Here is a 21,981-nt window from a genome sequence, read left to right as displayed (position 1 = left end):
CCCCCACCCAGCCCCCGCCGACCTCGGAGAACCCGCGGCCCACCCCCGACCCGGAGCCGACCGAGACGTGCGACCGCTTCCTGTGGTGGTGCAGGTGACGCGGAGCCCGTCGGCGCGGGTCAGCCGGAGAAGGGAACGGCGTCCGCGGGGTTCGCGTGCCAGTTGGTGGAGACCGGCTTGTCGATCAGGGTGGGGCTGGGCAGGCGGAGGGTGACGGCGTTGTCCTCGTCACCGGCGACGGCGAGGAACAGCCGCTCGTATTCGGTGCCGTAGTCGCCGTTGGTGGTCTTGGGGTTCATGCCGGCGTAGGCGGCGGTGGCACCGGAGAGCTTGACGTTCTCGGTCATGCCCTGCTCGGCGGGGGCGACCTCCGAGTCCGCGGAGGAACCGAAGGACGCGGAGGGGATGGTTCCGTCCAGATAGCAGGTAATGCCGGGCCTGGCCTTGGCGGTCACGAGGAGATACCCGCCGGCCTGCGTCTTCTCGGTGACCTTGAAGGTCAGATCGTTGGTTCCGCAGGCCTGCTCGACGGCATGGGCCGTGCTCTGGCCGCCCACGGCGGCGAGGGCGGCGCCGGTCGCGGTGGCGGTGAGGGCCGCGGCGGCGACGGTGGTCAGCACGAGACGGGTGGAACGGGCGGCGAGACGCGAGCGCATCGAGAACTCCAGGAGTGCGGAGAGTGTCGTCCGGCGGGCTGCTCGGACGGCCACAGCGTCCGCCGCGATCCGTCCCGCCCGCCACAACGGGCCGCCGACACGGGACGCTGGAACGCTGAAACGCCCGCTGACCAGCACAGACACTCACGCCCTGGAACGCGCTTCCGGAACGACGAGCGCCCGCACCGCCCGCACCGCCGCTACTCCTCCTCGCCCAGCATCCTCCGCAGCAGCCCCCGCAGCGAGAGCCGCTCCTCGTGGGACAGCTCCGCCAGCGGCTCGCGCGCGAAGTTCAGGGAGTCGCGCAGACCGCGCGCCACCTCCGCGCCCTCGGCGGTCGGCGCCGCGAGCTTCACGCGCCGGTCGGCGGGGTCGGGCCGCCGCTCGACGAGGCCGCGGGCCTCCAGTCGGTCGACGATGCCCGTGATGTTCGACGGCTCGCACTTCAGCTTCTGCGCGATGCGGCGCATGGGCATAGGTTCGATGAAGAGCAGCCCCAGGACGCGCGCCTGCGCACCGGTCAGCGAGTGCTCGGCCGCCGCCTCCTCGTACTCCTCGTGGTAGCGCCCCACGACAGCGCCGATCAGCTCGACGACCTGGAGCGTCAGCGGGTCGACGCGAGGTGAGGGGGTACGCGAGCTACTCGTGGCCATGAGGACCAGGCTACCCGTTTACTTGACATCATGAAATATCCAGGAGCATGGTTGTTTCATCAGCTGAAGCATTTTCCCGGCCCCGCGGGTCCCGTGGGTCGCGCGGGCCGCGCTCAGCCCCGTACGTAAGCAAGAGGAGGACGCCCCATGTCCGTCACCCCCGAGCAGCTCCCCTCCGTCAGCCGCGAATGGCACCTTGTCCGCCGCCCCGACGGCTGGCCGGTCCCGGAGGACTTCGCGCTGCGCGAGGCCCCCGTCACCGCCCCCGCCGAGGGCCGCGTTCTGGTCCGCAACCTCCACTTCTCGGTGGACCCGTACATGCGGGGCCGGATGAACGACGTGAAGTCGTACGTCCCGCCCTTCCAGCTCGACCAGCCCATGGAGGGCGGCGCGGTCGGCGAGGTCGTCGCCTCCAACGCCGAGGGCTTCGCGGTGGGCGACCACGTGCTGCACTTCGCGGGCTGGCGCGAGTACGCCTCCGTGCCCGCCCAGCACGCCACCAAGGTCGACGCCCAGGCCGCGCCGCTCTCCGCCTACCTCGGCGTGCTCGGCATGCCGGGCATGACCGCCTACGCCGGTCTGCTCGAAGTGGCCTCCTTCAAGGAGGGCGACGCGGTCTTCGTCTCCGGTGCGGCGGGTGCCGTCGGCAGCCAGGTCGGCCAGATCGCCAAGCTGAAGGGCGCCTCGCGCGTCATCGGCTCGGCGGGCTCGGACGACAAGGTGAAGCTGCTCGTCGAGGAGTACGGCTTCGACGCGGCCTTCAACTACAAGGACGACAAGCCGGTCGCCGAGCAGCTCAAGGAAGCCGCCCCCGACGGCATCGACGTCTACTTCGACAACGTCGGCGGCGAGCACCTGGAAGCCGCCATCAGCCGTCTGAACGTGCACGGCCGCATCACCGTCTGCGGCATGATCGCCAGCTACAACGACAAGGAGCCGACCCCGGCCCCGCGCAACCTCGCCCTGGTCATCGGCAAGCGGCTGCGCATCCAGGGCATGCTCGTGCAGGACCACAGCGCGCTCCAGCCGCAGTTCGTCCGCGAGGTCGGCGCCTGGATCCGCTCCGGTGAACTCAAGCACCGCGAGACGGTCGTCGAGGGCGTCGAGAACGGCGTGGACGCCTTCCTCGGCATGCTCCGCGGCGAGAACACCGGAAAGATGATCGTCTCCCTCGCCTGAGGCGCCCGCCCCGCCCGCCCCGGACAGGGACCCTTAGTTCTTCCGGCATCCGATAACCTGATTCCACTTGGCCGCGGTGTGGGCGCGCACCGCGGCACGTCTCAGGAGGAATCGACTCGTATGTCCATCCAGAAGATCGACGTCAAGTACACCGCGACCGCCACCGCGGAGAACGGCCGCGACGGCCGTGTGGCCAGCGACGACGGCAAGCTCGACGTCGTGGTGAACCCCCCGAGGGAGATGGGCGGCAGTGGCGCGGGCACCAACCCCGAGCAGCTGTTCGCCGCCGGCTACAGCGCCTGCTTCCAGGGCGCCCTCGGCGTGGTCGCCCGCAAGGAGAACGCCGACATCTCCGGCTCGACCGTGACCGCCCAGGTCGGGATAGGCCAGAACGAGTCGGGCGGCTTCGGCCTGGAGGTCGCGATCACCGCCTCCATCCCGAACGTGGACGCGGCCACCGCGCAGTCGCTGGTCGAGAAGGCCCACCAGGTGTGCCCCTACTCGAACGCCACGCGCGGCAACATCAAGGTCGAGCTGGCGGTCGCCTGACCGCTCGCCGGCCCCGGCCCGTACGCCCGTAACGTACATACGTACGCACGTGAGGGCCGCACCCCGAAGCGGGGGTGCGGCCCTTGGCTCAGGCGGAATGCCTCCGGTCGACGCTCAGCAGGGCCCGCCCGACCTGCGGGAACGCCCCCTTCGGATGGTCGCGGAACAGGGGCTCGGTGCCGAACAGGACCACGCCCGCGCCCCGAGCGGTCCCGCTGACGACGCAAGCCCGGCCCGCGGCGGCCGAGGGGCCCCCGGTGCCGTCCGCCACGGCCCGCCAGTGCCCGGAGACCAGCAGGTCGCCGCTCCCGTACCGCTGCTCCACGCGCACGCCGGAGCCGAGGCCGGTGAACCACATCGGGGAGTAGACGAAGCTGTGGGCCGGGGCGCCGCCGGTGACCGTGCCGCCCCTGTTGGCCACGCGCACCACGCCGTTGGCGTCGCCGTTGCCCTCCACCGGCCGCACGGCGAGCAGCCCGGCGTCGGCGTTCAGCGCGGCGCCCGCCGCGCCACGGCCCACGAGCCCGCCGCCCCCGGTCAGGAACCGGTCGAGGCCGGCCCTCGCCGTCGCGTCCAGCTTGTCGTGGTCGAGCCCCGCCGACACGAAGAGCGCGTCCGTCCCCCTCCAGTCGAAGCCCGCGTTGAGCACGGCCGTCGACACGGGCGTCACGTCGAAGTTCATCTCCCGCAGCGCGAACAGCTCGCCCGGCGTGACGGCCGCCGCGACGCGCGTACGGTGCAGCGCGGCGCCGCCCTTGGCCTTCGTGGCGTCGAACTCGACGTCGTACCTCTGCGCGGCCACCGCCGCCGTCCGCCGCGCGGACGACGGCACGAGCGCGCTTCCGTCCCGGTCACGGCGTACCGAAACCCCCTCAGCCAGCAGGAAGTTGACGGCCGCGATCTCCCGCGGGTCGTCGAGCCGCAGCCGCAGATCACCGCGCGGCGCCACCTGGCCGACTCGGGAGGCGGCCCGCACCTCACGCGCCCGGACACGGTCGAGGTCGCCCTTCTTCACGGAGACGACGCTCGCGCCCCACAGCCGCCCGAGGCTCCACCCCGAGATGTCGTACATGGCCGACACCTTGCCGCTGATGTCGCGCCCGTCGGCCAGCATCACGTTGGCCAGCCCCCGCTTGGGCTGGTGCATGTCGACGACGTACGAACCCCTCGGATACGTCGTCCCGCCCAGCCGGAAGCGGTGGCCCGCGCGCTCGACGCGTACGTCGTTGGCGAGCAGGTGGTCCACGAGCCGCGCCGCCGCCGTCGCCGACCGCTGGCCGCGCCCGGCCGCCGGAATCACGTACGCGCGGGGGAAGGTGGTCGTGTACACATCCTCGGGCCCGATCCCGGGCACGCCCGGCACCGTCTCCTCGGACACCGGGCCCTGCTTCGCGCCCGTCGCGCCCCGCCGGAACACCTCGATCTGGTCGGCGATGAGCGAGGTCCGGTGCCGGTCGGCGTAGTCGACGCTCGCGCGCATGGCCGCGCCCGCGATGTCGACGTTGATGGCCGCCCTGCGCCGCAGCTCCGCGACCGGCTCCCTCTCGTACGCCGCGTTGTTCACCTGCATCGGGAACTCGATGGTGTGCGTGGCGACGGCGCCGTGGAACGGCAGGTACTGCGGGGTGAAGATGGGCGGCCAGTCGTCCCACCCCTCCTCCTGGTCGCGGAAGGGGATGACGGCGGGCTTCACGCCGTCCTTCTCCTGCGTGTAGCCGAGGCCGTTGACGGCGGCCTCCATGCCGAGGGCGTTGGCGTAGGAGTTCTTGAGGAAGAGGTCGTACTCGTAGTTCTCGCCGTGCGGGGGAGTGGTCGGCTCGATCAGCGTGCCGTTCACATAGCCGTGCAGATCGATCATCACGGCCGGCTGCTTGGCGACGGCGATCTCGCGGATCGCGCGGGCCTCGGGCTGGGAGGCGGTGACGAAGTCGCGGTTGAGGTCGAAGCCGGCCGCGTTGGCGCGGGTTCCGGCGATACGGCCGTCGGGATTGGCGGTGATGTTGAAGTAGAGGCGGTTGTGCGCGAGCAGGGACCGGCTCTTCCTGTCCTTCGCCTTCGCCAGCTTCTCGATGAGCTTCAGGGCGGCGTCGGTGCCCTCCCACTCGTTGCCGTGGATGTTGTTGTTGATGAAGACGGGCGTCTTGTACGAGGCCCTGATCGCCTTGTCCTTCGCGGCGGCCGCGGGCGCGTTCTCGATGCGCTCGCGCATCCGTTCCTGCCGGGCGGCCTCGCGCGCGGACTCGGGGGCCGTGACCGTCACGAGGTAGAGCTGGTGCCCGCCCGCGGAACGGCCCGCGATCTCCACGCTCACGCGGTCGCCGACGCGCTGGAGTTCGTTCAGCTTCGGGGCGATGCCGTGGTACGGCGTGAGCCCCAGCTTTATCGACTTGTCGGTGGAGTTCTCCGCAGGCACGGTGAGCTTCCGCTCGCGCGGATAGCCGCGGCCCCTCTCATCGGTGAGCCCCGGGGCCGGTGCGCTGCCGAGGGCGCGCTCGGCGGCGGCTTCGGGGGTCATGGCCGCCCGGCCGTCGCCGAGCGGCGAACCCTCGCGGGTGACCGGGCGCGGTGTCGGGTCGGCGGTCGCGCTGCCCGGGACGAGCGCGCTGAGAACCAGCGCGCCGGCCGTGGCGGCGGTGGTGAGCAGAACGGGTCTGGATGGCCGGGATATACCCATGCGTACCTCCGTTGATCGGTAAGCGAGGTCTTACACGGTTCAACTCCTCCACAACAAGGGGGTCTTCGAGAGGGCTGTGACAGTCCTGGCACGCGGGAGCCCGCAAACCGCCCCTCACCTGGGGTTAGGGTGTGCCGCATGCGTGATCTCGGTGTGGGCTTCGGCTACTTGATGAAGGGGCAGCGCTGGGTCGCCCAGCACGGCAAGCAGTACGGGGTGAGCCTGTTGCCCGGTCTCATCACCCTCGTCCTGTACGCGGGGGCGCTCGTCGCACTCGCGCTCTGGGGCTCCGACGCCGTCGGCTGGGCCACGCCCTTCGCCGACGACTGGGCATCGCCGTGGCGCGGCTACTTCCGCGGCTTCCTGACGGTGCTGCTCTTCGGCCTCGCGCTGCTGCTCTCCGTCCTCACCTTCACCGCGGTGACGCTGCTGATCGGGCAGCCGTTCTACGAGTCGCTGTCCGAGAAGGTGGACATCGCCGAGTCGGGACACGCCCCCGAGTCGGGGCTGCCGCTCTGGCGCGAACTGTGGATCTCCGCGCGGGACAGCCTGCGCGTCGTCGTGCGCGCGCTGCTCTGGGGCGTCCTGCTCTTCGGACTCGGCTTCATCCCGGTCGCCGGGCAGACCGTCGTCCCCGTGATCGGCTTCTGCGTCACCGGGTTCTTCCTCGTCGAGGAGCTGACCGCGGTCGCCCTTCAGCGGCGCGGCGTCGAACTGCGCGAACGGCTCGCCCTGTTGCGCTCGCGCAAGCAGCTCGCGTGGGGCTTCGGGACGCCCCTCGCCGTCGTCTTCCTGGTGCCGTTCGTCGCGGTGTTCCTGATGCCGGGCGCGGTCGCGGGAGCGACGCTGATGGCTCGGGACCTGCTGGGCGAGAACGGCTCGGAGGACGACGGCGCTCCGGACGCCGTGGGTCAGGACTCGGACGCGGCCACGCGCAGAATGCCCCTCACCTGAGCGATGATGTCGAGCCGGTTCCGCACGAACTCGGGATCGGTGACGGCGCCCGTCGCCGGATCGGTGTTGCCCGCGCCGAACCGCAGGACGGGCGTGTGCACATGGCCGCCGGGCAGCCGGTCGTGCAGCCCGAGCCGGTCCCGCAGCAGCGTCGCCCGGTAGGCGATCTCGTTGGACAGATAGTCCCCGCCGCCTCCCGCGCGCGCCCTCGACCCCTCGGTCGGCCCGTCGGGCCTGTCCACGGGCTCGGTGCCGCCCGCCGGGACCTCCGTCACGGACGTGTTGTCGTAGACGGGGAAGCGGCCCGTGGCGGCGTCCGCGATCTCCTTGTACGGGAGGGTCGTCGACGTCCACTGGGGCTGTGAGGCCGGATCGCTCACCGGGACGGTCTCCGTCCTGGAGACGTTGTCGTTGTCGGGGAAGCCGCCGCGCCAGGCCCCGTTGGTCCGCTCGATGTCGAAACGGCCCACCCGCCCCTGGCTGATGGTGGTGAAGAGGTCGACCCGCGACAGCTGCGGGCGCAGCGCCCGCTCGACGGCCCCGTCGGTGAAGTCCTGCCACCGGACCGGGAAAGTGACCGCCTCGACGCGGGCGGGCCCGTCGGCGGTCTGGATGGTCGTGCCGTCCAGGGCCAGCGCGGTGGCGCCCGACGGATTGCTGATGCGGATGTCCCGGTCGAGGGTGAAGGGGTCGAAGCCGGTGACGAGGATCCGCTTGGCGGGGCGCTTCCCGGCCTGGCCTCGCGCGGTGTGGCCCTGGGCGCGGGACCCCTGGGCGCGCGGCCTCTGGGCGAAACGTACCGCGTCCTGTCCCCGGGACGTCCTCTCCAGCGCGGCTATGAGCCGGGCACGCCGCTCCTCCCCGAGGGAGAACCGTTTCGGCTCCCACTGCCTCAGCTCCCGCGCCATCCCCAGCCGGGCCCAGTACAGCGGCCGGTCGTCGTCCCGGCTCAGGTCCCCTCCCGCGGGCCCGCGCCCCTGCGCCCGGTCGACGGCCCGGCGCCACAGCTCCCTGCCTTCCCGTACGACGAGACGGCGAGCCTGGTCGTAGGAGCGGGCCTTGCCGAGCGAGCGCGCCAACTCCGGGGCCACGGAGTCGAATCCGCTGCGCCGCAGGATCTCCTGAGGGGCGGCGCGGTCCAGTCGCCGCTCCTCGACGGTGGCGGTGCGGCCGGCGGGGGCCGGGGCGGCGGAGGCGGGAGCCGGGACGAGGGGTCCGGCGAGCAGGGCGACGACGCCGAGGGCGCCGAGCCGAGACAGCACATGAGAGCGAGAACGCACGCGAGTCCTTCCGTAACCGATGGGGTGGCGGAAGTATCGCGGGACGGACGGGGCGAGCGCTACGCCTCACCCCGGGCGAATCGGCGGCGTGCCGCTACCGCGAGCAGGACGCAGCCGAGCACGCCGACCGCCGGATCCGCCCACGCCGGGGCGTTCGCCTCCCGCAGCAGGGCCGAGACGCCGAAGCTGGTGTCCCAGACGGCTTCCGTGATCGCGGAGCCGAAGCCCTGCACGAGCAGGATGAGGCCGAAGAGGGACAGCAGGCCCTCGGAGGATTTCTTGGTGCGCGTTGCCATGAGTACGTCTCCCCGAACACAGTTTTCGATGCGGTTGCATCGGAACGCGCCTCGATGATGCCTCGCGACGAGATATGATGCAACCGCATCGGAAAACTGGAGGCCCGCCCGTGCCCAAGCAGGTCGACTACGAGGACCGGCGCCGCCGCATCGCCGAAGCGGTCCGCACGCTGATCGCCCGCTCCGGGATGGAGGCCGTCAGCCTGCGCGATGTCGCCGCCGAGGCGAGCGTGTCCATGGGGGCGGTCCAGCGCTGTTTCCGCACCAAGGACGAGATGCTGCTCTTCGCCCTTGAGGACATCTCGGCGCGGGCCGGTGAGCGGGCGCGGGCCGGCATCGAGGCCTCCGGCACGCCCCGTTCGGCCGCGACACTCCTGGACCGCACCCTGGCGGCGCTCGCGCTCGTCGAACCGGACGACCGGGCGGAGGCGCAGGTCTGGGGCGCTTTCGTCGCCCACGCGGCGGTGAGCGAGCCCCTGGCCACGGTGCTCCGCGAGACATACGCGAAGCTGCACGAACTCCTCGTCTGGCTGCTCGACTACGGGATGTCCACCGGGGAGTTCCACACCTCCCTGAACCCCGCGGCCGAGGCCCGCGCCCTCCTCGCCATGGCGGAGGGACTCACCGGGCAGGTGCTGGTGGGCCACCAGACGGCGGAGTCCGCGATGGGGGCGCTGCGACGCTACGCGGCGGGGCTCGGGACCTCGCCCGAGCCCGAGCCCGAGTCGGTCAGCTCCCGCTCCCTCCCTCAAACAGCCGACTGAGAACGCGGCGCGCGATGTCCGCCATCACCGGGTTCGTCTCGCGGTAGTACCGGAGTTCGTTGAGGGCGATGGTGAGGGCCCAGCCCCGCCCGCGCGCCCACATCGCGTCGTCCGTGCCCGGCCCGAGCGCGGCACGGAAGGCCTCGCGGGCCCCGGCGTCCATCAAGTACCACGCGGAGATCAGGTCGACGGCGGGGTCGCCCACGCCCATGCACGCGAAGTCGATGACCGCGCTGAGGCGACCACGGTCCACGAGGACGTTCCCCGGCTGGAGATCCCCGTGCACCCACACGGCGGGCCCCTGCCAGGCGGGCGCGCGCAGGGCGGCGTCCCACACGGCGGCCGCGGCCCCGGCGTCCACGAGACCGCGCAGCCCGGCGATCACCTCACGGGTGGAGCCGTCGCGCTCGGCCAGCGGCTCGCAGCGGTAGGCGGCGGGTGCCCCCGCCGGGTCGACCCCGCGCAAGGCGATCAGGAACTCCGCGACGTCCTTGGCGAACAGACCGGGCTCGGCGAGGGGCCGCCCCGGGTCGGGCGTCGCCCCGTCCAGCCAGCGGAAGACGGACCAGGCGTAGGGGTAGCCCTCGCCCGGCACGCCCTGGGCGAGGGGCACGGGGATCGCGACGGGCAGCGCCGCCGAGAGCCGGGGCAGCCAGCGGTGCTCCCGCTCCACGTCCTCGGCCGACCCCGCGAGCCGGGGGAGGCGTACGACCATGTCGCGGCCGAGCCGGTACATGACGTTCGACGTCCCCGCTGAGCCCACCCGCCGCACGCCAAGCCCGGCCCAGGCCGGGAACTGCGCGGCGATGAGACGGCCGACGAGGTCCTCGTCGATATCGGCCTCGTCCGCGTGCATCTTGCCGGCACTCACTCGCCCACTCCGCTGCTCATGACGCCCCCTCGGCTGCTCCCGGCGTCCCTTCGCCGGTCCGGCTCCGCATGGAAGCGCCCGCGGGCCACCCGGTCAACCGAATTGACCGCGGGTCAGGGCCGCCCCAGCTCCACGGCGACGGCCCCGCGCAGCAGTTCATGCGCGCGGTCGAGGGTCGTCGTGCCGCTCAGCCACCGCTCGCTGACGCCCTCGACCAGAGCGGTGAGCCGTTCGGCCGCGGCCCGCGGGTCGACGTCGGCCGCGGTCAGCCCGGCGGCCCGCGCCTGCCGGATGAGGTGGGCGAGGTCGTCGGCCCACTCCTCGGTGGCGACGGACAGCCGCTCCCGCAGATCGGGGTCGAAGACCGCGGTGGCGCGCAGCTCGCCCCAGGCCGCGCTGTTCTCCCGTACGCGCGGCGTGTCCTGGAGTTCGAGGAGCAGCAGGTCCGTGAGCCGGGTGCGGGGGTCGGCGGAGTTCTCGAGGGCGGCGTCGGTGTAGCGGACGGCGCGGCGGCTGATGAATTCCAGGGTGCGGCGGAGCAGTCCGGCGCGGTCCTTGAAGTGGTAGTAGATCAGCGCGGTCGACACCCCGGCCTCCGTGGAGACCTCCTCCACGCGCAGCCCGCGCACTCCGCGCCGGGCGATCAGCCGGGCGGCGGCTTCGAGGATCTGGGTGGGCCTGTCCGGCATCGCGCTGCTCCACTGCCTGGGGAATCGACTGGGTCCGGCCTCGATGATGCCTTACGCTCGAACTGACTAAATTTTCAGTCAGGAGATCGTCATGGCATCCGGAATGACATCGGGCAGGGCATGGAGCAGGGCATCGGGCAGCGGAAGCGGGCTGCCCGGGCGGCGGGCTGTTGGGGCAGGCGCCCTCGCGGCGCTCGGCACGGCGGCGCTGAGCGCCTGCGGCGGCGGGCCGGACGGTCGCGGCCCCGCGCCGGACCGCACCGGCCCCGCGGCCGCGGAGCCCGGCGGCGACCGCCGTATGCCGGACGAGGCGGCCCCGCACGAGCTGACGTACATGTCCTGGCCGAGCCGCCGCGTCTGGAAGGCGTACACCCATGCCGTACGGGAGGACATCGCGCGGATCGCCCGGACGATCGCGGAATTCGAACCGGTCACGCTCCTCGCGGACGAGCGGGACGCGAGGGCGGCCCGCCGGGCCTGCGGCTCGGGAGTGGAGATCCTGCCCGTCCCGGTGGACGACCTGTGGATGCGGGACACGGGCCCGAGCTTCGTGCTCGGCCCCGACGGCGTCGCGGGCGTCGACCTCAACTTCAACGGCTGGGGCGGCAAGCAGGAACACGCCCGCGACAGCCAGGTCGCCCGCCGGATCCTGTCCGGCCTGCGCGCCCCCCGCGTACGGGCGCCGATCGTCGGCGAGGGAGGCGCGATCGAGGTCGACGGGGCGGGCACACTGCTCGCGACCGAGAGTTCACTGGTCAACGACAACCGCAACCCCGGCACGTCCCGCGACGACATCGAGCGCGCGCTCAAGGCACTGTTCGGCGTCACCCAGGTCCTCTGGGTGGACGGCGTCAGGGGCGAGGACATCACGGACTACCACATCGACGCCCTGGCCCGCTTCGCCGAACCGGGCGTGGTGGTCATGAGCACGCCCTCGCCCACGGCCCCCGACGACGTCTGGGCGAAGGCCTACCGGCAGGCCCGCGAGGCTCTGTCCGAAGCGAAGGACGCCCGGGGCGGCTCCCTCGACCTGGTCTCCCTCCCCGAACCGGCGCACATCGGCCGCCGAGGCCCCGATTTCCTCGCGAGCTACGTCAATTACTACGTGGCGAACGGCGCCGTGATCATGCCCCGCTTCGGCGACAGGAAGGCCGACAGCGACGCCGCCTCGATCGTCCGGGACCTGTACCCGGGGCGCAAGGTCACCCAGCTCCCGGTGAACGCGCTCGGCGAGGGCGGCGGCGGCATCCACTGCGCGACCCAGCAGCTGCCGAAGGCGCCGTGAGGCGAGGCGTCAGTCGAGGCGCTGACCGGGGCCGGCGCCCAGGAGCGCGAGGAAGGCCCTGAACGCCCCCGGCATGTCCACCGACTCGGGATCGAGCAGCCACTGGTACTGCAAGCCGTCCATCACCGCCACCATCAGCGGGGCCGCCGCCTCGGGGGTGAGCCCGCCCGGCAGCCGCTCCCCGTACTCGGCGCGCAGCACCGCCGCGAAGCTCTCGCGCACCGCCTCGTACCGCCCGGTGAAGAAGGGGCGTGCCGGATGCCCGTCCGTCACGCTCTCGCCGAGCAGCGCGGAGAAGGTCTGCACGATGCCGGGCCGCATCGCGTTGTACTCCACCAGCGAGCCGAGCAGGTCGAGCCGCCACTCGCCGTGCGGCACCGCGTCCCACTGGTCGCGGGCCTCCAGGACGGCCACCAGCAGCGCCTCCTTGGTGGGGAAGTAGTGCAGCAGGCCCTGCTGGGTGAGCCCGACCCGCTCGGCGACCGCCCCGAGGCTCGCGCCCCGGTAGCCGCGCTCGGCGATCACCTCCAGGGCGGCCCGGAGGATCTCCGCGCGCCGCTCCTCGCCCCTGGGCCTCGCCCTGCCCACCGCCATGTCCGCACCTCTCCCTCGGCTTCCCCGCAGGACGTGTGGCCCCGCTCGAAGGACCGTACGACATCTTCATGTAACGGCCGCATCACGAAACCTACCGATCAACAGGTAGGCGATGCAGGATGGGGCAGCCGGCGCGTACCGGCCGACCCGGACTCAACGAGGAGGCACTGCCATGGCGGCACGCAAGCCCACCGAGACCACGGCCACCGAGACCACGGACGCGGATCGGGCGCGGGAGGCGGTCGTCGAGGCCGCGCTCGGCAAGCTCGGCCCGCACGCCAAGGCCCGCCTGCTCGGCGGCCGTGACATGTGGTCCCTGCACGCCCTCCCGGAGATCGGCCTGAAGCCCCTGGTCATGTCCGACGGCCCGATCGGCGTGCGCGGCACCCGCTGGACCGCCGACGACCCGTCCATCGCGCTGCCGTCCCCGACCGCCCTCGCCGCCACCTGGGACCAGGACCTGGCCCGCCGCGCCGGGGCACTTCTCGCGCAGGAGGCCCGCCGCAAGGGCGTGCACGTACTGCTCGCGCCGACCGTCAACCTCCACCGCACCCCGCTGGGCGGCCGCCACTTCGAGGCGTACAGCGAGGACCCGTATCTGACGGGCGTGATCGGCACCGGTTACGTCCAGGGCGTGCAGTCCGGCGGCGTCGGCACGACCGTCAAGCACTTCGTCGCCAACGACGCCGAGACCGAACGCTTCACCGTCGACAACAGGATCGGCGCGCGCGCCCTGCGCGAGCTGTACCTCGCGCCCTTCGAGGCGATCGTCGCGGGCGCCCACCCCTGGGGCATCATGACCGCCTACAACCAGGTCAACGGCGTGACGATGACCGAACACCGCTACCTCGTGAACGAGGTCCTGCGCGGTGAATGGGGCTTCGACGGCTGCAACGTCTCCGACTGGATGGCCGCCCGCTCCACCACCGGCGCCATCGAGGGCGGCCTCGACATCGCCATGCCGGGACCCCGCACCGTGTACGGCGAGCCGCTCGCCGCCGCCGTCCGCGCGGGGGAGGCGGCGGAAGGGGCGGTCGACGACGCCGTCCGCAACGTCCTGCGCCTCGCCGCGCGTGTCGGCGTGCTCGAAGGCGCCGAGCCGGTCGTGACGCGGACCCCCGCCGAGATCGACGGCGTGGCCCTGGCCCGCGAGATCGCCCGCCGCTCCTTCGTCCTCGTACGCAACGACAACCAGACCCTGCCGCTCAACCGCTCCACCGGCAGGATCGCCCTGATCGGCGCCGCCGCCCGCGACGCCCGCGTCCTCGGCGGCGGCTCCGCCACCGTCTTCCCCGCCCGTGTCGTCTCCCCGCTCGACGGCCTGGCCGCCGCCCTGCCCGAGGGCGCCCTCACCTACGCCGTCGGGGCCGACCCGAGCGACGAACTCGCCCCCGCCGACAAGGGGTTCGAGCTGCGCGCCCGCTGCCGGGACGCGGACGGCGACATCCTGGGCGAGGGCGGCCTGCCCATCGGCCAGGTCCAGTGGATCGGCGACGACCTGCCCGAAGGCGTTACCCACGAGGCCATGGCGAGCGTCGAGGTGCTCGGCACGTTCACGCCGCGCGAGAGCGGCGAGCACTCCTTCGGCACGCGCGGCCTCGGCGGCTTCACGCTCACGGTCGGCGGCCGGGTCCTCTACGACGGAGTCCAGCACGCGGACGCCGGGGCCGACCCGTTCGAGGCGCTCTTCGGCTCCCCGGTCGAACGCGGCACGGTGGCCCTCACCGCGGGCGAGCCCGTCGAGGTGTCCCTGCTCCACCGGCTCGACAAGAAGGCCGCTGCTCCGCTGCCCGGCGTGCTGTTCTCCCTCGTCCACCTCGGCCCGCGACGCGCCGACGACGAACTGATGTCCGAGGCCGTCGAGGCGGCACGCGGCGCCGACACCGCCGTCGTGGTCGTCGCCACCACCGAGCGCGTCGAGTCCGAGGGCTTCGACCGCCGGGACCTGAGGCTGCCGGGCCGCCAGGACGACCTGGTCCGCGCGGTGGCCGCCGCCAACCCCCGCACCGTGGTCGTCGTCAACTCCGGTTCCCCGGTGGAGCTGCCGTGGCGCGACGACGTCGCCGCGGTCCTGCTCGGCTGGTTCCCCGGCCAGGAGGGCGGCGCCGCCCTCGCCGACGTCCTCCTCGGCGCCGAGGAGCCGGGCGGCCGACTCCCCACCACCTGGGGCGACCTCGCCGCCGCCCCCGTCACGGAAGTCACCCCGAGCAACTCCGAACTCGCTTATCGGGAGGGCGTGTTCATCGGCTACCGCGCCTGGGAGAGGATGGGCGCCACCCCCTCGTACGCGTTCGGCCACGGCCTCGGCTACACCGACTGGGCGTACGAGTCGCTCACGGTCGAGGGCACGACGGCCACGGTCCGCCTCCGCAACTCCGGCCGCCGCGCGGGCCGCGAGGTCGTCCAGCTCTACCTGGCCCCCACCGAGCCCGACCCCGCCCGCCCGGCCCGCTGGCTCGCGGGGTTCGCGACCGTCGAGGCGGCGCCGGGCGAGAGCGTCCGGGCCACCGTGGAACTCCCGCGCCGCGCCTTCGAGATCTGGGACGAGGTATCCAACTCATGGGCGTACCAGGCGGGTTCCTACGAGGTCCAGGCGGGCCGCTCGATCGCGGACCTGCGTCTGACCAGGGTGCTCCGGGCCACCCTGTAAGGGGCGCGGTGCCGGAGGGAGCGCCTGTGGCCTAGGCCGGAGGCTTGCGCGCGGTCACCTGCCGGTAGGCCAGCTCGGCCAGGCGTGCCTGGCCGTTCTTGCTGGGGTGGAACCAGTCCCAGTGGCTCAACTGGTCACCGTCGAAGCGATAGTCGAACACCGCCCCGCCGTCGTACCGGCACCGCCGATCCTTCTCGCACACCTCTTCGAGCACCTCGTTGTACGCCACCACGCGGTCCTGCACCGACTCCCGCCGCTCGGACGCCTCGGCGCCCAGATCGTCCGGGTCGGCCAGCATGGCCGAGCAGATGCCCAGCTTCCACACCTGCTTGCCCAGCGCGTTCGTGCGCCCCTGCGACCAGAGCCGCTTCAGATCCGGCACCGACGACACGTACACCTGCGCCTTCGGCAGCGAGCGGCGCAGCGTGCGCATCGCCTCCTGGAAGTCCGCGCGGAACCGCGCGACCGGCGTCATCGCGGCGGGCGTCGAACGGCAGGCGTCATTGGCGCCCACCATCACCGTCACCAACTCGGGGCGCTCCACGACGGCCCGCTCGACCTGCCCGGCCAGATCCGCCACCCGGGCGCCGGTCTTCGCGTGGTTCCAGCTGTGCGAGGCGGCCCGCTTCCCGAGCAGCCGGGACGCGAGGCTGCGCACCTCGGCGTCCGTGCCGGTCGCCCACGAAGCCTCCGGGCAGTCGGAGAGGACCGAGCAGGCGTCGAAGCCGCGGGTGATGGAGTCGCCGATCGCCACCAGCGAGCGGGGCGTGGTGTCCCAGGCTGGAGTGGGCCTGGGGGACGGCTTGCCGTGCGCGGACGGACCGGGGGCCGAGGCGTTGCCCCCCTGCGCGTCACACGCCGTGAGCGACGCGGTGCCGAGGAAGGCCGCCGCCGCGAGAGCTGCGACGGCACGCGAGCGGTGCCTGCGGTTCCGCATCCCCTGGTCCCCTCTGTCGTTCAACGTGACGTCGTGCGCGCGGCCGGGGTTGCGCCCCGCCGGGTGAAAGGTCGGAGTTTCCCGGCCCCGGGACCGACGGTACGTCACCCTCCTTGCCCTGCCGCACGGTAGCCTCGCCCCGTAGCCGCCGGGCCACCGCTGTCACGGCGGCGACAGGCGGGTGATCCACCCGGTGACGCCCCGCTGCTGTGGTTCCGCTAAATTACATCACGTCACATCTGTCCCCTTTTCCCAGGTTTCTCTACCCTTTGGGGAAAATTGCTCGGCACGGGCGCGAGGCCGCTGGGGAAGGCGAACCTCGACCCACACTGGAGGTCCCGGTGACGACACGTGGAGTTCTGTACGTGCACTCCGCTCCGCGCGCGCTGTGCCCACACGTCGAGTGGGCCGTCGCGGGCGTACTCGGCGCGCGTGTGAGCCTCGACTGGATCAGGCAGCCCGCCGCGCCGGGCACCTGGAGATCCGAATTCTCCTGGAAGGGCTCGGTGGGCACCGCCTCCAAGCTCGCCTCCGCCCTGCGCGGCTGGTCCCTGCTGCGCTTCGAGGTCACGGCCGAGCCGTGCCCGAGCGCCGAGGGCGAGCGGTACAGCGCCACGCCCGACCTCGGCATCTTCCACGCCGTCACCGGCCTGCACGGCGACATCCTCATCCCCGAGGACCGCCTGCGCGCCGCCCTCGCCCGCTCGCAGCGCGGCGAGAGCGACCTGGAGGCCGAGCTGGCGAAGCTCCTCGGCAAGCCCTGGGACGACGAACTGGAACCGTTCCGCTACGCGGGCGAGGGCGCGCCGGTGCGGTGGCTGCACCAGGTCGTCTGACACCTCGCCGCACCAGGCCGTCCGACACCTGGCCCGGGTAACCCGAAGGGGCCCCCACCATGCGGTGGGGGCCCCTTCGGGTACGTACGTACGACCGGGTCAGACGCTCCGGAACGCCAGGACCACGTTGTGGCCGCCGAAGCCGAACGAGTCGTTCAGCGCCACGATGTGGCCCTCGGGCAGCTGGCGGGCCTCGTCGCGGATGACGTCCGCGTCGACCTCGGGGTCGAGGTTCTCGATGTTGATCGTCGGCGGGGCCATGCGGTGCTTGAGCGCGAGGACCGTGGCCACGGTCTCCACGCCGCCCGCGCCACCGAGCAGGTGACCCGTCATCGACTTGGTGCTGGCGATCGCCATGTGGTCGACGTCGTCGCCGAACGCCTTGCGCAGCGCCTTGATCTCGGCGACGTCACCCTGCGGGGTCGAGGTGGCGTGCGCGTTCACGTGCACGATCTCGGCCGGCTTGAGGTCCGTCGTGTCGATCAGGTTCTGCAAGGCCGCGGCGATGCCGTTGCCGGACGGCTCGGGCTGCGTGATGTGGTGCGCGTCGGCCGAGATGCCCTGGCCGACGGCCTCCGCGTAGATCTTCGCGCCGCGGGCCTTGGCGTGCTCCTCGGACTCCAGGACGATCACACCGGCGCCCTCGCCGAGCACGAAGCCGTTGCGGTCCGCGTCGTAGGGACGCGAGGCGCCCTGCGGGTCGTCGTTGTTCTTGGACATCGCCATCATGTTGCCGAACGCGACGATCGGCAGCGGGTGGATCGCCGCCTCCGTGCCGCCCGCGACGACCACGTCGGCGCGGCCGGTGCGGATCATCTCGACCGCGTAGCCGATGGCCTCCGCGCCCGAGGCGCAGGCCGACACCGGGGTGTGGACGCCCGCCTGGGCGCCCAGCTCGATGCCGACGTTGGCCGCCGGGGAGTTGGGCATCAGCATCGGCACGGTGTGCGGGGAGACGCGGCGTACGCCCTTCTCCTTCAGCACGTCGTACTGGTCCAGAAGCGTGGTCACACCGCCGATGCCGGAGGCGATGACCGCGCCGAGGCGGTGCGGGTCCACGGAAGTGTCCTCGCCCGCCTTCGCGGTGTAGCCCGCGTCGGCCCAGGCCTCCTTGGCCGCGATCAGCGCGAACTGCGCCGAACGGTCCAGCTTGCGCGCCTGCGGGCGGGGAATGACCTCGCCCGGCTCCACGGCGATCTGACCGGCGATACGGACCGGCAGCTCGGCTGCCCAGTCCTGTTCCAGCGTGCTGACGCCGGAGCGGCCCGCGAGCAGGCCCTCCCACGTCGATGCTGCGTCGCCACCCAGCGGTGTGGTTGCGCCGATACCGGTGACGACCACGGTGCGATTGGTCGAGTTCACAGGAAATTTCTCCACGGTGTTGAGGGGATCAGCGGCGCCACCGCCGGGTGGCGACAGAGCACGGCTCGGTCAGTTCTGGTGCTCGAGGATGTACTTGGTCGCGTCGCCGACCGTCTTGAGGTTCTTGACGTCGTCGTCCGGGATCTTGACGTCGAAGCGCTCTTCGGCGGCGACGACGACCTCGACCATGGACAGCGAGTCGACGTCCAGGTCGTCGGTGAAGGACTTGTCCAGCTGGACGTCCTCGACCGGGATGCCGGCGATCTCGTTCACGATCTCCGCGAGACCGGCGACGATCTCTTCCTGAGTGGCGGCCATGTTGGCGCTCCTTCGTATGTATCCAGAGGGGGTGGCATGTTCCCGGACCGGGTGATCCGGACGTGATGCCTAGGGGAGGGTAACGACCGTGGCGGCGTACACGAGACCCGCCCCGAAGCCGATGACGAGCGCGGTGTCGCCGCTCTTCGCCTCGCCGGTCGCCAGAAGCCGCTCCATCGCGAGCGGGATCGAGGCGGCCGAGGTGTTACCGGTGGTGCGCACGTCACGGGCGACCGTGACGTGTTCCGGCAGTTTCAGAGTCTTCACCATCGAGTCGATGATCCGCTCGTTGGCCTGATGCGGAATGAAGACATCCAGGTCGTCCGCGGTGATTCCGGCCGCGTCCAGCGCCTGCTGGGCGACCTTCGCCATCTCGAACACGGCCCAGCGGAACACCGCCTGGCCTTCCTGCGTAATGGCAGGGAACTTGTCGGGGGCGCCGTTGCGGTACGCCTCCCAGGACTCGGTCTGCTTGATCGTCTCGGACTTGTCGCCCTCCGAGCCCCAGACCGTCGGACCGATCCTCGGCTCCTTGGAGGGGCCGACGACCACGGCACCGGCACCGTCACCGAACAGGAACGCCGTCGCGCGGTCGGTCAGGTCGGTGAGGTCGCTCAGCCGCTCCACGCCGATGACCAGGACGTACTCGGCCGAGCCGTCGGTGACCATACCCCTGGCCAGCGTCAGACCGTAACCGAAGCCGGCGCAGCCCGCGGAGATGTCGAACGCGGCGGGCTTGCCCGCGCCGATCTTGTCCGCGATCTCGGTCGCGATGGCCGGGGTCTGCTTGAAGTGCGAGACCGTCGAGACGATCACGCCGCCGATCTGCGCGGGCGTGATGCCCGCGTCGGCGATCGCCTTGCCCGCCGCCTCGATCGACATCGCGGCCACGGTCTCCTCGTCGGAGGCCCAGTGGCGGGTGGCGATGCCCGAGCGGGAACGGATCCACTCGTCGGACGAGTCGATCGTCTCCAGGATCACCTCGTTCGGCACGACACGGGTGGGCCGGTAGCCGCCGACGCCCATGATCCGCGCGTACGGGGCGCCCTGACTGGGCTTGATCTTCGACATGCGCTACGGCTCCTTGTCTGTCGTCGGCTCAGGAATGCTCGGCGACGAGCGCGCGGGCCGCGTCGAGATCATCGGGGGTCTTCACCGCGAGGGTCTGGACGCCCTTCAGCGCGCGCTTGGCCAGGCCGGTCAGCGTGCCACCGGGGCACACCTCGACCAGCGCGGTGACGCCCATCTCACGGAACGTCTCCATGCACAGGTCCCAGCGGACCGGGTTGGCGACCTGGCCGACCAGGCGCTCGATCACCTCGGCGCCGGTGGCCACGGCCTTGCCGTCGCGGTTCGAGACATAGGTGAACCTCGGGTCGGAGAGGGCGAGACCGCCGGCGGCCTCCTCCAGCTGCGCCACCGCGGGAGCCATGTGGTGCGTGTGGAAGGCGCCCGCGACCTTGAGCGTGACGACCTTGCGCACGCCCTCGGGCTTGTCGGCCTCCAGAGCGGCGAGCTGGTCCGTGGTGCCCGCGGCCACGATCTGGCCCGCGCCGTTCACGTTGGCCGGGGTCAGGCCGAGCTTCTCCAGGTGCGGGACGGTGACCTCGGGGTCGCCGCCGAGCAGCGCCGCCATACCGGTCTCCGTGACCGCGGCGGCCTCGGCCATGGCGAGTCCACGCTTGCGTACGAGGCGCAGGGCGTCGTCGTCGGTGAGCACCCCCGCGTACGCGGCGGCCGTGATCTCACCCACGCTGTGCCCGGCGACCGCGCCCGGCGCGATGTCACCGAGTGCCGCGGCGGACAGCAGTCCGGCCGCCACGAGCAGCGGCTGCGCCACGGCGGTGTCGCGGATCTCATCCGCGTCGCCTCGCGTGCCGTAGTGGGCGAGGTCGAGCCCGATGGCGTCCGACCAGGCGCCGAGGCGGTCTGCGGCGCCGGGGAGGTCGAGCCAGGGAGTCAGGAAGCCGGGCGTCTGAGCGCCTTGGCCGGGAGCGACGAGTACGAGCACTCTCACACTCTCTCTTGTCGACGGCGTAAGCCGCCCGTGGGGACAGGGACGAAGAACGGCTGGGGGAATTGTAGGGGCCCGACAAAAGCCCTACGACTGGAGATCCCCGTCGGCCAGACGCCCCAGGATCAGCGCGATCCGGAGCGTGAACGCGGAGCGCACATCGGAGGGCGACCATCCGGTGACGTCAGTCACACGTCGAAGCCGGTAGCGCACGGTGTTGGGGTGTACGAAGAGCATCCGGGCGGCGCCTTCGAGGCTGCTCGCCTGCTCCAGATAGACGCTCAGCGTCTCCAGGAGCGCGGAGCCCGCCTCCTCCAACGGTCTGTAGATCTCCTCCACCAGCTGATCGCGGGCGGCCGGATCCCCCGCCATGGCGCGCTCGGGCAGCAGATCGTCCGCGAGGACGGGCCGCGGAGCGTCCTGCCAGGCGGCACTCGCCTTGAGCCCGGCCGCCGCGGCCTGCGCGGAACGGGTGGCTGCCAGCAGGTCGGGCACGATCGGCCCCGCCACCACCGGCCCGGCGGCGTACGGCCCGATCAGAGCCTTGGCCACGGCCATCGGATTGTTGTTGCCGCCCGCGATGACGACCAGCCGGGTACCGAGGACACCGGTCAGGACCTGGAGCTTCGCGTGCCGGGCGGCCCGCCGGATGGCCTCGACGGTCAGCTCGCTGTCGCCGTCCGGCGCCGTACCGAGGACCACACAGACGTGCTCGGGCGAGTTCCAGCCGAGCGCGGCCGCTCTGCTCACGGCCCCCTCATCGGCCTCACCGGAGAGCACCGCGTTCACCACGAGCGACTCGAGGCGGGCATCCCAGGCACCGCGTGCCTCGGCGGCCTGCGCGTACACCTGCGCGGTGGCGAAGGCGATCTCACGGGCGTAGACGAGCAGCGCCTCACGGAGGACGGATTCGTCCCCCGGAGCCGCGACCTCGTCGATCGCCGACTCCATCACCTCGATCGTCGTACGCACCATCTCCACGGTCTGCCGCAGGGTGATCGCCCTGGTCAGCTCGCGGGGGGCGGTCCCGAAGACGTCCGTGGAAATGGCCTGGGGGGCGTCCGGATGCCGGAACCACTCGGTGAACGCGGCGATACCGGCCTGCGCCACCAGACCGATCCAGGAGCGGTTCTCCGGCGGCATCGCCCGGTACCAGGACAGCGTCTCGTCCATGCGCGCGATGGCCTGCGCCGCGAGGCTCCCTGACGACTTCTCCAGGCGCTTCAGGGTCGCGGTGTGCGCGTGAGGGGTGCGGCGGTCCTGCCGGGGCCCGGCTCCTGGCTCCGGGTGGGACCCGGGCGGGGAACCCGGCTGGGACTCCTGGTGGGCTTCGTTCGCTGAGGGTTCGGGCACGGGGACAAGACTGCCTTATCGGGGCGGGCACATGCGGTGCCGGGGCCAGGGCCACCCCCGCGGATCC

21 protein-coding genes are annotated in these 21,981 nt (G+C 72.2%); 7 read left to right on the top strand and 14 right to left on the bottom strand.

Annotated features, from left to right (window positions below; genetic code table 11):
- Positions 1-119: 119 nt before the first annotated feature.
- Both IG54_RS0105455 and IG54_RS0105450 read right to left on the bottom strand, forming a co-directional pair.
- Positions 120-710 carry a DUF4232 domain-containing protein gene (locus IG54_RS0105455; RefSeq protein WP_324615406.1) on the bottom strand — a complete coding sequence of 197 codons (591 nt, stop codon included), beginning with the start codon at positions 708-710 and terminating at the stop codon, positions 120-122.
- Positions 711-856: 146 nt separating this feature from the next.
- Positions 857-1,309 carry a MarR family winged helix-turn-helix transcriptional regulator gene (locus tag IG54_RS0105450; protein WP_030777974.1) on the bottom strand — a complete coding sequence of 151 codons (453 nt, stop codon included), beginning with the start codon at positions 1,307-1,309 and terminating at the stop codon, positions 857-859.
- 147 nt (positions 1,310-1,456) lie between these two features.
- Here IG54_RS0105450 and IG54_RS0105445 point away from each other — a divergent pair, with 147 nt between their 5' ends.
- On the top strand, positions 1,457-2,488 hold the full coding sequence (locus IG54_RS0105445; RefSeq protein ID WP_030777971.1) for an NADP-dependent oxidoreductase: 1,032 nt from the start codon (positions 1,457-1,459) through the stop codon (positions 2,486-2,488).
- Between the two features lie 120 nt (positions 2,489-2,608).
- Positions 2,609-3,037: an organic hydroperoxide resistance protein gene (locus tag IG54_RS0105440; RefSeq protein WP_030777969.1), complete on the top strand. Its 429-nt coding sequence runs from the start codon at positions 2,609-2,611 to the stop codon at positions 3,035-3,037.
- Between the two features lie 88 nt (positions 3,038-3,125).
- On the opposite strand, the gene IG54_RS0105435 is transcribed toward IG54_RS0105440, so the two are convergent.
- Positions 3,126-5,711: a M14 family zinc carboxypeptidase gene (locus tag IG54_RS0105435; RefSeq protein WP_030777966.1), complete on the bottom strand. Its 2,586-nt coding sequence runs from the start codon at positions 5,709-5,711 to the stop codon at positions 3,126-3,128.
- A 138-nt stretch (positions 5,712-5,849) separates the two neighbouring features.
- Between IG54_RS0105435 and IG54_RS0105430 the strand changes: the two genes are divergently transcribed.
- Entirely contained in the window at positions 5,850-6,665 is an 816-nt protein-coding gene (locus tag IG54_RS0105430) for an EI24 domain-containing protein (protein ID WP_030777964.1), read from the top strand.
- Here the strand turns inward: IG54_RS0105430 and IG54_RS0105425 are convergent.
- Together IG54_RS0105425 and IG54_RS0105420 are read right to left on the bottom strand one after the other, a co-directional pair.
- The gene (locus IG54_RS0105425) at positions 6,623-7,945 is read right to left on the bottom strand and encodes a pyroglutamyl peptidase (RefSeq protein ID WP_051819286.1); all 1,323 of its coding nucleotides are present in this window, start codon (positions 7,943-7,945) and stop codon (positions 6,623-6,625) included. The genes IG54_RS0105430 and IG54_RS0105425 overlap by 43 nt on opposite strands.
- 59 nt (positions 7,946-8,004) lie before the next feature.
- Positions 8,005-8,241, bottom strand: coding sequence for a hypothetical protein (locus tag IG54_RS0105420; RefSeq protein WP_030777960.1), 237 nt, complete (start codon positions 8,239-8,241; stop codon positions 8,005-8,007).
- Positions 8,242-8,351: 110 nt separating this feature from the next.
- Here IG54_RS0105420 and IG54_RS0105415 point away from each other — a divergent pair, with 110 nt between their 5' ends.
- Positions 8,352-9,005 carry a TetR/AcrR family transcriptional regulator gene (locus IG54_RS0105415; RefSeq protein ID WP_063756192.1) on the top strand — a complete coding sequence of 218 codons (654 nt, stop codon included), beginning with the start codon at positions 8,352-8,354 and terminating at the stop codon, positions 9,003-9,005.
- Here IG54_RS0105415 and IG54_RS0105410 read toward each other — a convergent pair.
- Both IG54_RS0105410 and IG54_RS0105405 read right to left on the bottom strand, forming a co-directional pair.
- The gene (locus IG54_RS0105410) at positions 8,971-9,861 is read right to left on the bottom strand and encodes an aminoglycoside phosphotransferase family protein (RefSeq protein WP_030777956.1); all 891 of its coding nucleotides are present in this window, start codon (positions 9,859-9,861) and stop codon (positions 8,971-8,973) included. The genes IG54_RS0105415 and IG54_RS0105410 overlap by 35 nt on opposite strands.
- A 128-nt stretch (positions 9,862-9,989) precedes the next feature.
- The gene (locus IG54_RS0105405) at positions 9,990-10,565 is read right to left on the bottom strand and encodes a TetR/AcrR family transcriptional regulator (protein ID WP_030777950.1); all 576 of its coding nucleotides are present in this window, start codon (positions 10,563-10,565) and stop codon (positions 9,990-9,992) included.
- 91 nt (positions 10,566-10,656) lie between these two features.
- On the opposite strand from IG54_RS0105405, the gene IG54_RS0105400 reads away from it, so the two are divergent.
- Entirely contained in the window at positions 10,657-11,850 is a 1,194-nt protein-coding gene (locus IG54_RS0105400; RefSeq protein WP_234335984.1) for an agmatine deiminase family protein, read from the top strand.
- Positions 11,851-11,859: 9 nt separating this feature from the next.
- Here the strand turns inward: IG54_RS0105400 and IG54_RS0105395 are convergent, their stop codons facing one another.
- Positions 11,860-12,444, bottom strand: coding sequence for a TetR/AcrR family transcriptional regulator (locus tag IG54_RS0105395; protein ID WP_030777944.1), 585 nt, complete (start codon positions 12,442-12,444; stop codon positions 11,860-11,862).
- Positions 12,445-12,616: 172 nt separating this feature from the next.
- Between IG54_RS0105395 and IG54_RS0105390 the strand changes: the two genes are divergently transcribed.
- The gene (locus IG54_RS0105390) at positions 12,617-15,094 is read left to right on the top strand and encodes a beta-glucosidase H (RefSeq protein WP_030777942.1); all 2,478 of its coding nucleotides are present in this window, start codon (positions 12,617-12,619) and stop codon (positions 15,092-15,094) included.
- A 31-nt stretch (positions 15,095-15,125) separates the two neighbouring features.
- On the opposite strand, the gene IG54_RS0105385 is transcribed toward IG54_RS0105390, so the two are convergent.
- Positions 15,126-16,031 (bottom strand): SGNH/GDSL hydrolase family protein, encoded by a 906-nt coding sequence (locus tag IG54_RS0105385; RefSeq protein WP_030777940.1) that lies wholly within the window; start codon positions 16,029-16,031, stop codon positions 15,126-15,128.
- Between the two features lie 341 nt (positions 16,032-16,372).
- Here IG54_RS0105385 and IG54_RS0105380 point away from each other — a divergent pair, with 341 nt between their 5' ends.
- Positions 16,373-16,867 carry a DUF3145 domain-containing protein gene (locus IG54_RS0105380; RefSeq protein ID WP_030777937.1) on the top strand — a complete coding sequence of 165 codons (495 nt, stop codon included), beginning with the start codon at positions 16,373-16,375 and terminating at the stop codon, positions 16,865-16,867.
- A 99-nt stretch (positions 16,868-16,966) separates the two neighbouring features.
- Here the strand turns inward: IG54_RS0105380 and fabF are convergent, their stop codons facing one another.
- The 5 genes from fabF to IG54_RS0105355 form a co-directional block, all read right to left on the bottom strand.
- Positions 16,967-18,229, bottom strand: coding sequence for a beta-ketoacyl-ACP synthase II (gene fabF, locus IG54_RS0105375; RefSeq protein ID WP_030777936.1), 1,263 nt, complete (start codon positions 18,227-18,229; stop codon positions 16,967-16,969).
- 69 nt (positions 18,230-18,298) lie between these two features.
- Complete coding sequence (locus IG54_RS0105370) at positions 18,299-18,547, bottom strand: acyl carrier protein (RefSeq protein ID WP_030777934.1); 249 nt, start codon at positions 18,545-18,547, stop codon at positions 18,299-18,301.
- Between the two features lie 69 nt (positions 18,548-18,616).
- A complete protein-coding gene (locus IG54_RS0105365) occupies positions 18,617-19,618 on the bottom strand; it encodes a ketoacyl-ACP synthase III (RefSeq protein ID WP_030777933.1) in 1,002 nt (333 codons plus the stop codon).
- Between the two features lie 28 nt (positions 19,619-19,646).
- A complete protein-coding gene (locus IG54_RS0105360) occupies positions 19,647-20,558 on the bottom strand; it encodes an ACP S-malonyltransferase (protein ID WP_030777931.1) in 912 nt (303 codons plus the stop codon).
- 90 nt (positions 20,559-20,648) lie between these two features.
- The gene (locus IG54_RS0105355) at positions 20,649-21,914 is read right to left on the bottom strand and encodes a PucR family transcriptional regulator (protein WP_030777928.1); all 1,266 of its coding nucleotides are present in this window, start codon (positions 21,912-21,914) and stop codon (positions 20,649-20,651) included.
- Positions 21,915-21,981: the final 67 nt, after the last annotated feature.

Origin of the sequence: Streptomyces sp. NRRL S-920, assembly GCF_000717945.1 — a bacterium.
Taxonomy (GTDB): Bacteria; Actinomycetota; Actinomycetes; order Streptomycetales; family Streptomycetaceae; genus Streptomyces; species Streptomyces alboniger.
This window is presented reverse-complemented; position numbering and strand designations above follow the sequence as displayed.

Coding starts and splice junctions, on each gene's coding strand:
- IG54_RS0105385 (WP_030777940.1), bottom strand. CDS start 16,031: ATGCGGAACCGCAGGCACCGCTCGCGTGCCGTCGCAGCTCTCGCGGCG.
- IG54_RS0105440 (WP_030777969.1), top strand. CDS start 2,609: ATGTCCATCCAGAAGATCGACGTCAAGTACACCGCGACCGCCACCGCG.
- IG54_RS0105430 (WP_030777964.1), top strand. CDS start 5,850: ATGCGTGATCTCGGTGTGGGCTTCGGCTACTTGATGAAGGGGCAGCGC.
- IG54_RS0105450 (WP_030777974.1), bottom strand. CDS start 1,309: ATGGCCACGAGTAGCTCGCGTACCCCCTCACCTCGCGTCGACCCGCTG.
- IG54_RS0105420 (WP_030777960.1), bottom strand. CDS start 8,241: ATGGCAACGCGCACCAAGAAATCCTCCGAGGGCCTGCTGTCCCTCTTC.
- IG54_RS0105410 (WP_030777956.1), bottom strand. CDS start 9,861: ATGCACGCGGACGAGGCCGATATCGACGAGGACCTCGTCGGCCGTCTC.
- IG54_RS0105370 (WP_030777934.1), bottom strand. CDS start 18,547: ATGGCCGCCACTCAGGAAGAGATCGTCGCCGGTCTCGCGGAGATCGTG.
- IG54_RS0105445 (WP_030777971.1), top strand. CDS start 1,457: ATGTCCGTCACCCCCGAGCAGCTCCCCTCCGTCAGCCGCGAATGGCAC.
- IG54_RS0105435 (WP_030777966.1), bottom strand. CDS start 5,711: ATGGGTATATCCCGGCCATCCAGACCCGTTCTGCTCACCACCGCCGCC.
- IG54_RS0105390 (WP_030777942.1), top strand. CDS start 12,617: ATGGCGGCACGCAAGCCCACCGAGACCACGGCCACCGAGACCACGGAC.
- IG54_RS0105365 (WP_030777933.1), bottom strand. CDS start 19,618: ATGTCGAAGATCAAGCCCAGTCAGGGCGCCCCGTACGCGCGGATCATG.
- IG54_RS0105395 (WP_030777944.1), bottom strand. CDS start 12,444: ATGGCGGTGGGCAGGGCGAGGCCCAGGGGCGAGGAGCGGCGCGCGGAG.
- IG54_RS0105400 (WP_234335984.1), top strand. CDS start 10,657: ATGGCATCCGGAATGACATCGGGCAGGGCATGGAGCAGGGCATCGGGC.
- IG54_RS0105405 (WP_030777950.1), bottom strand. CDS start 10,565: ATGCCGGACAGGCCCACCCAGATCCTCGAAGCCGCCGCCCGGCTGATC.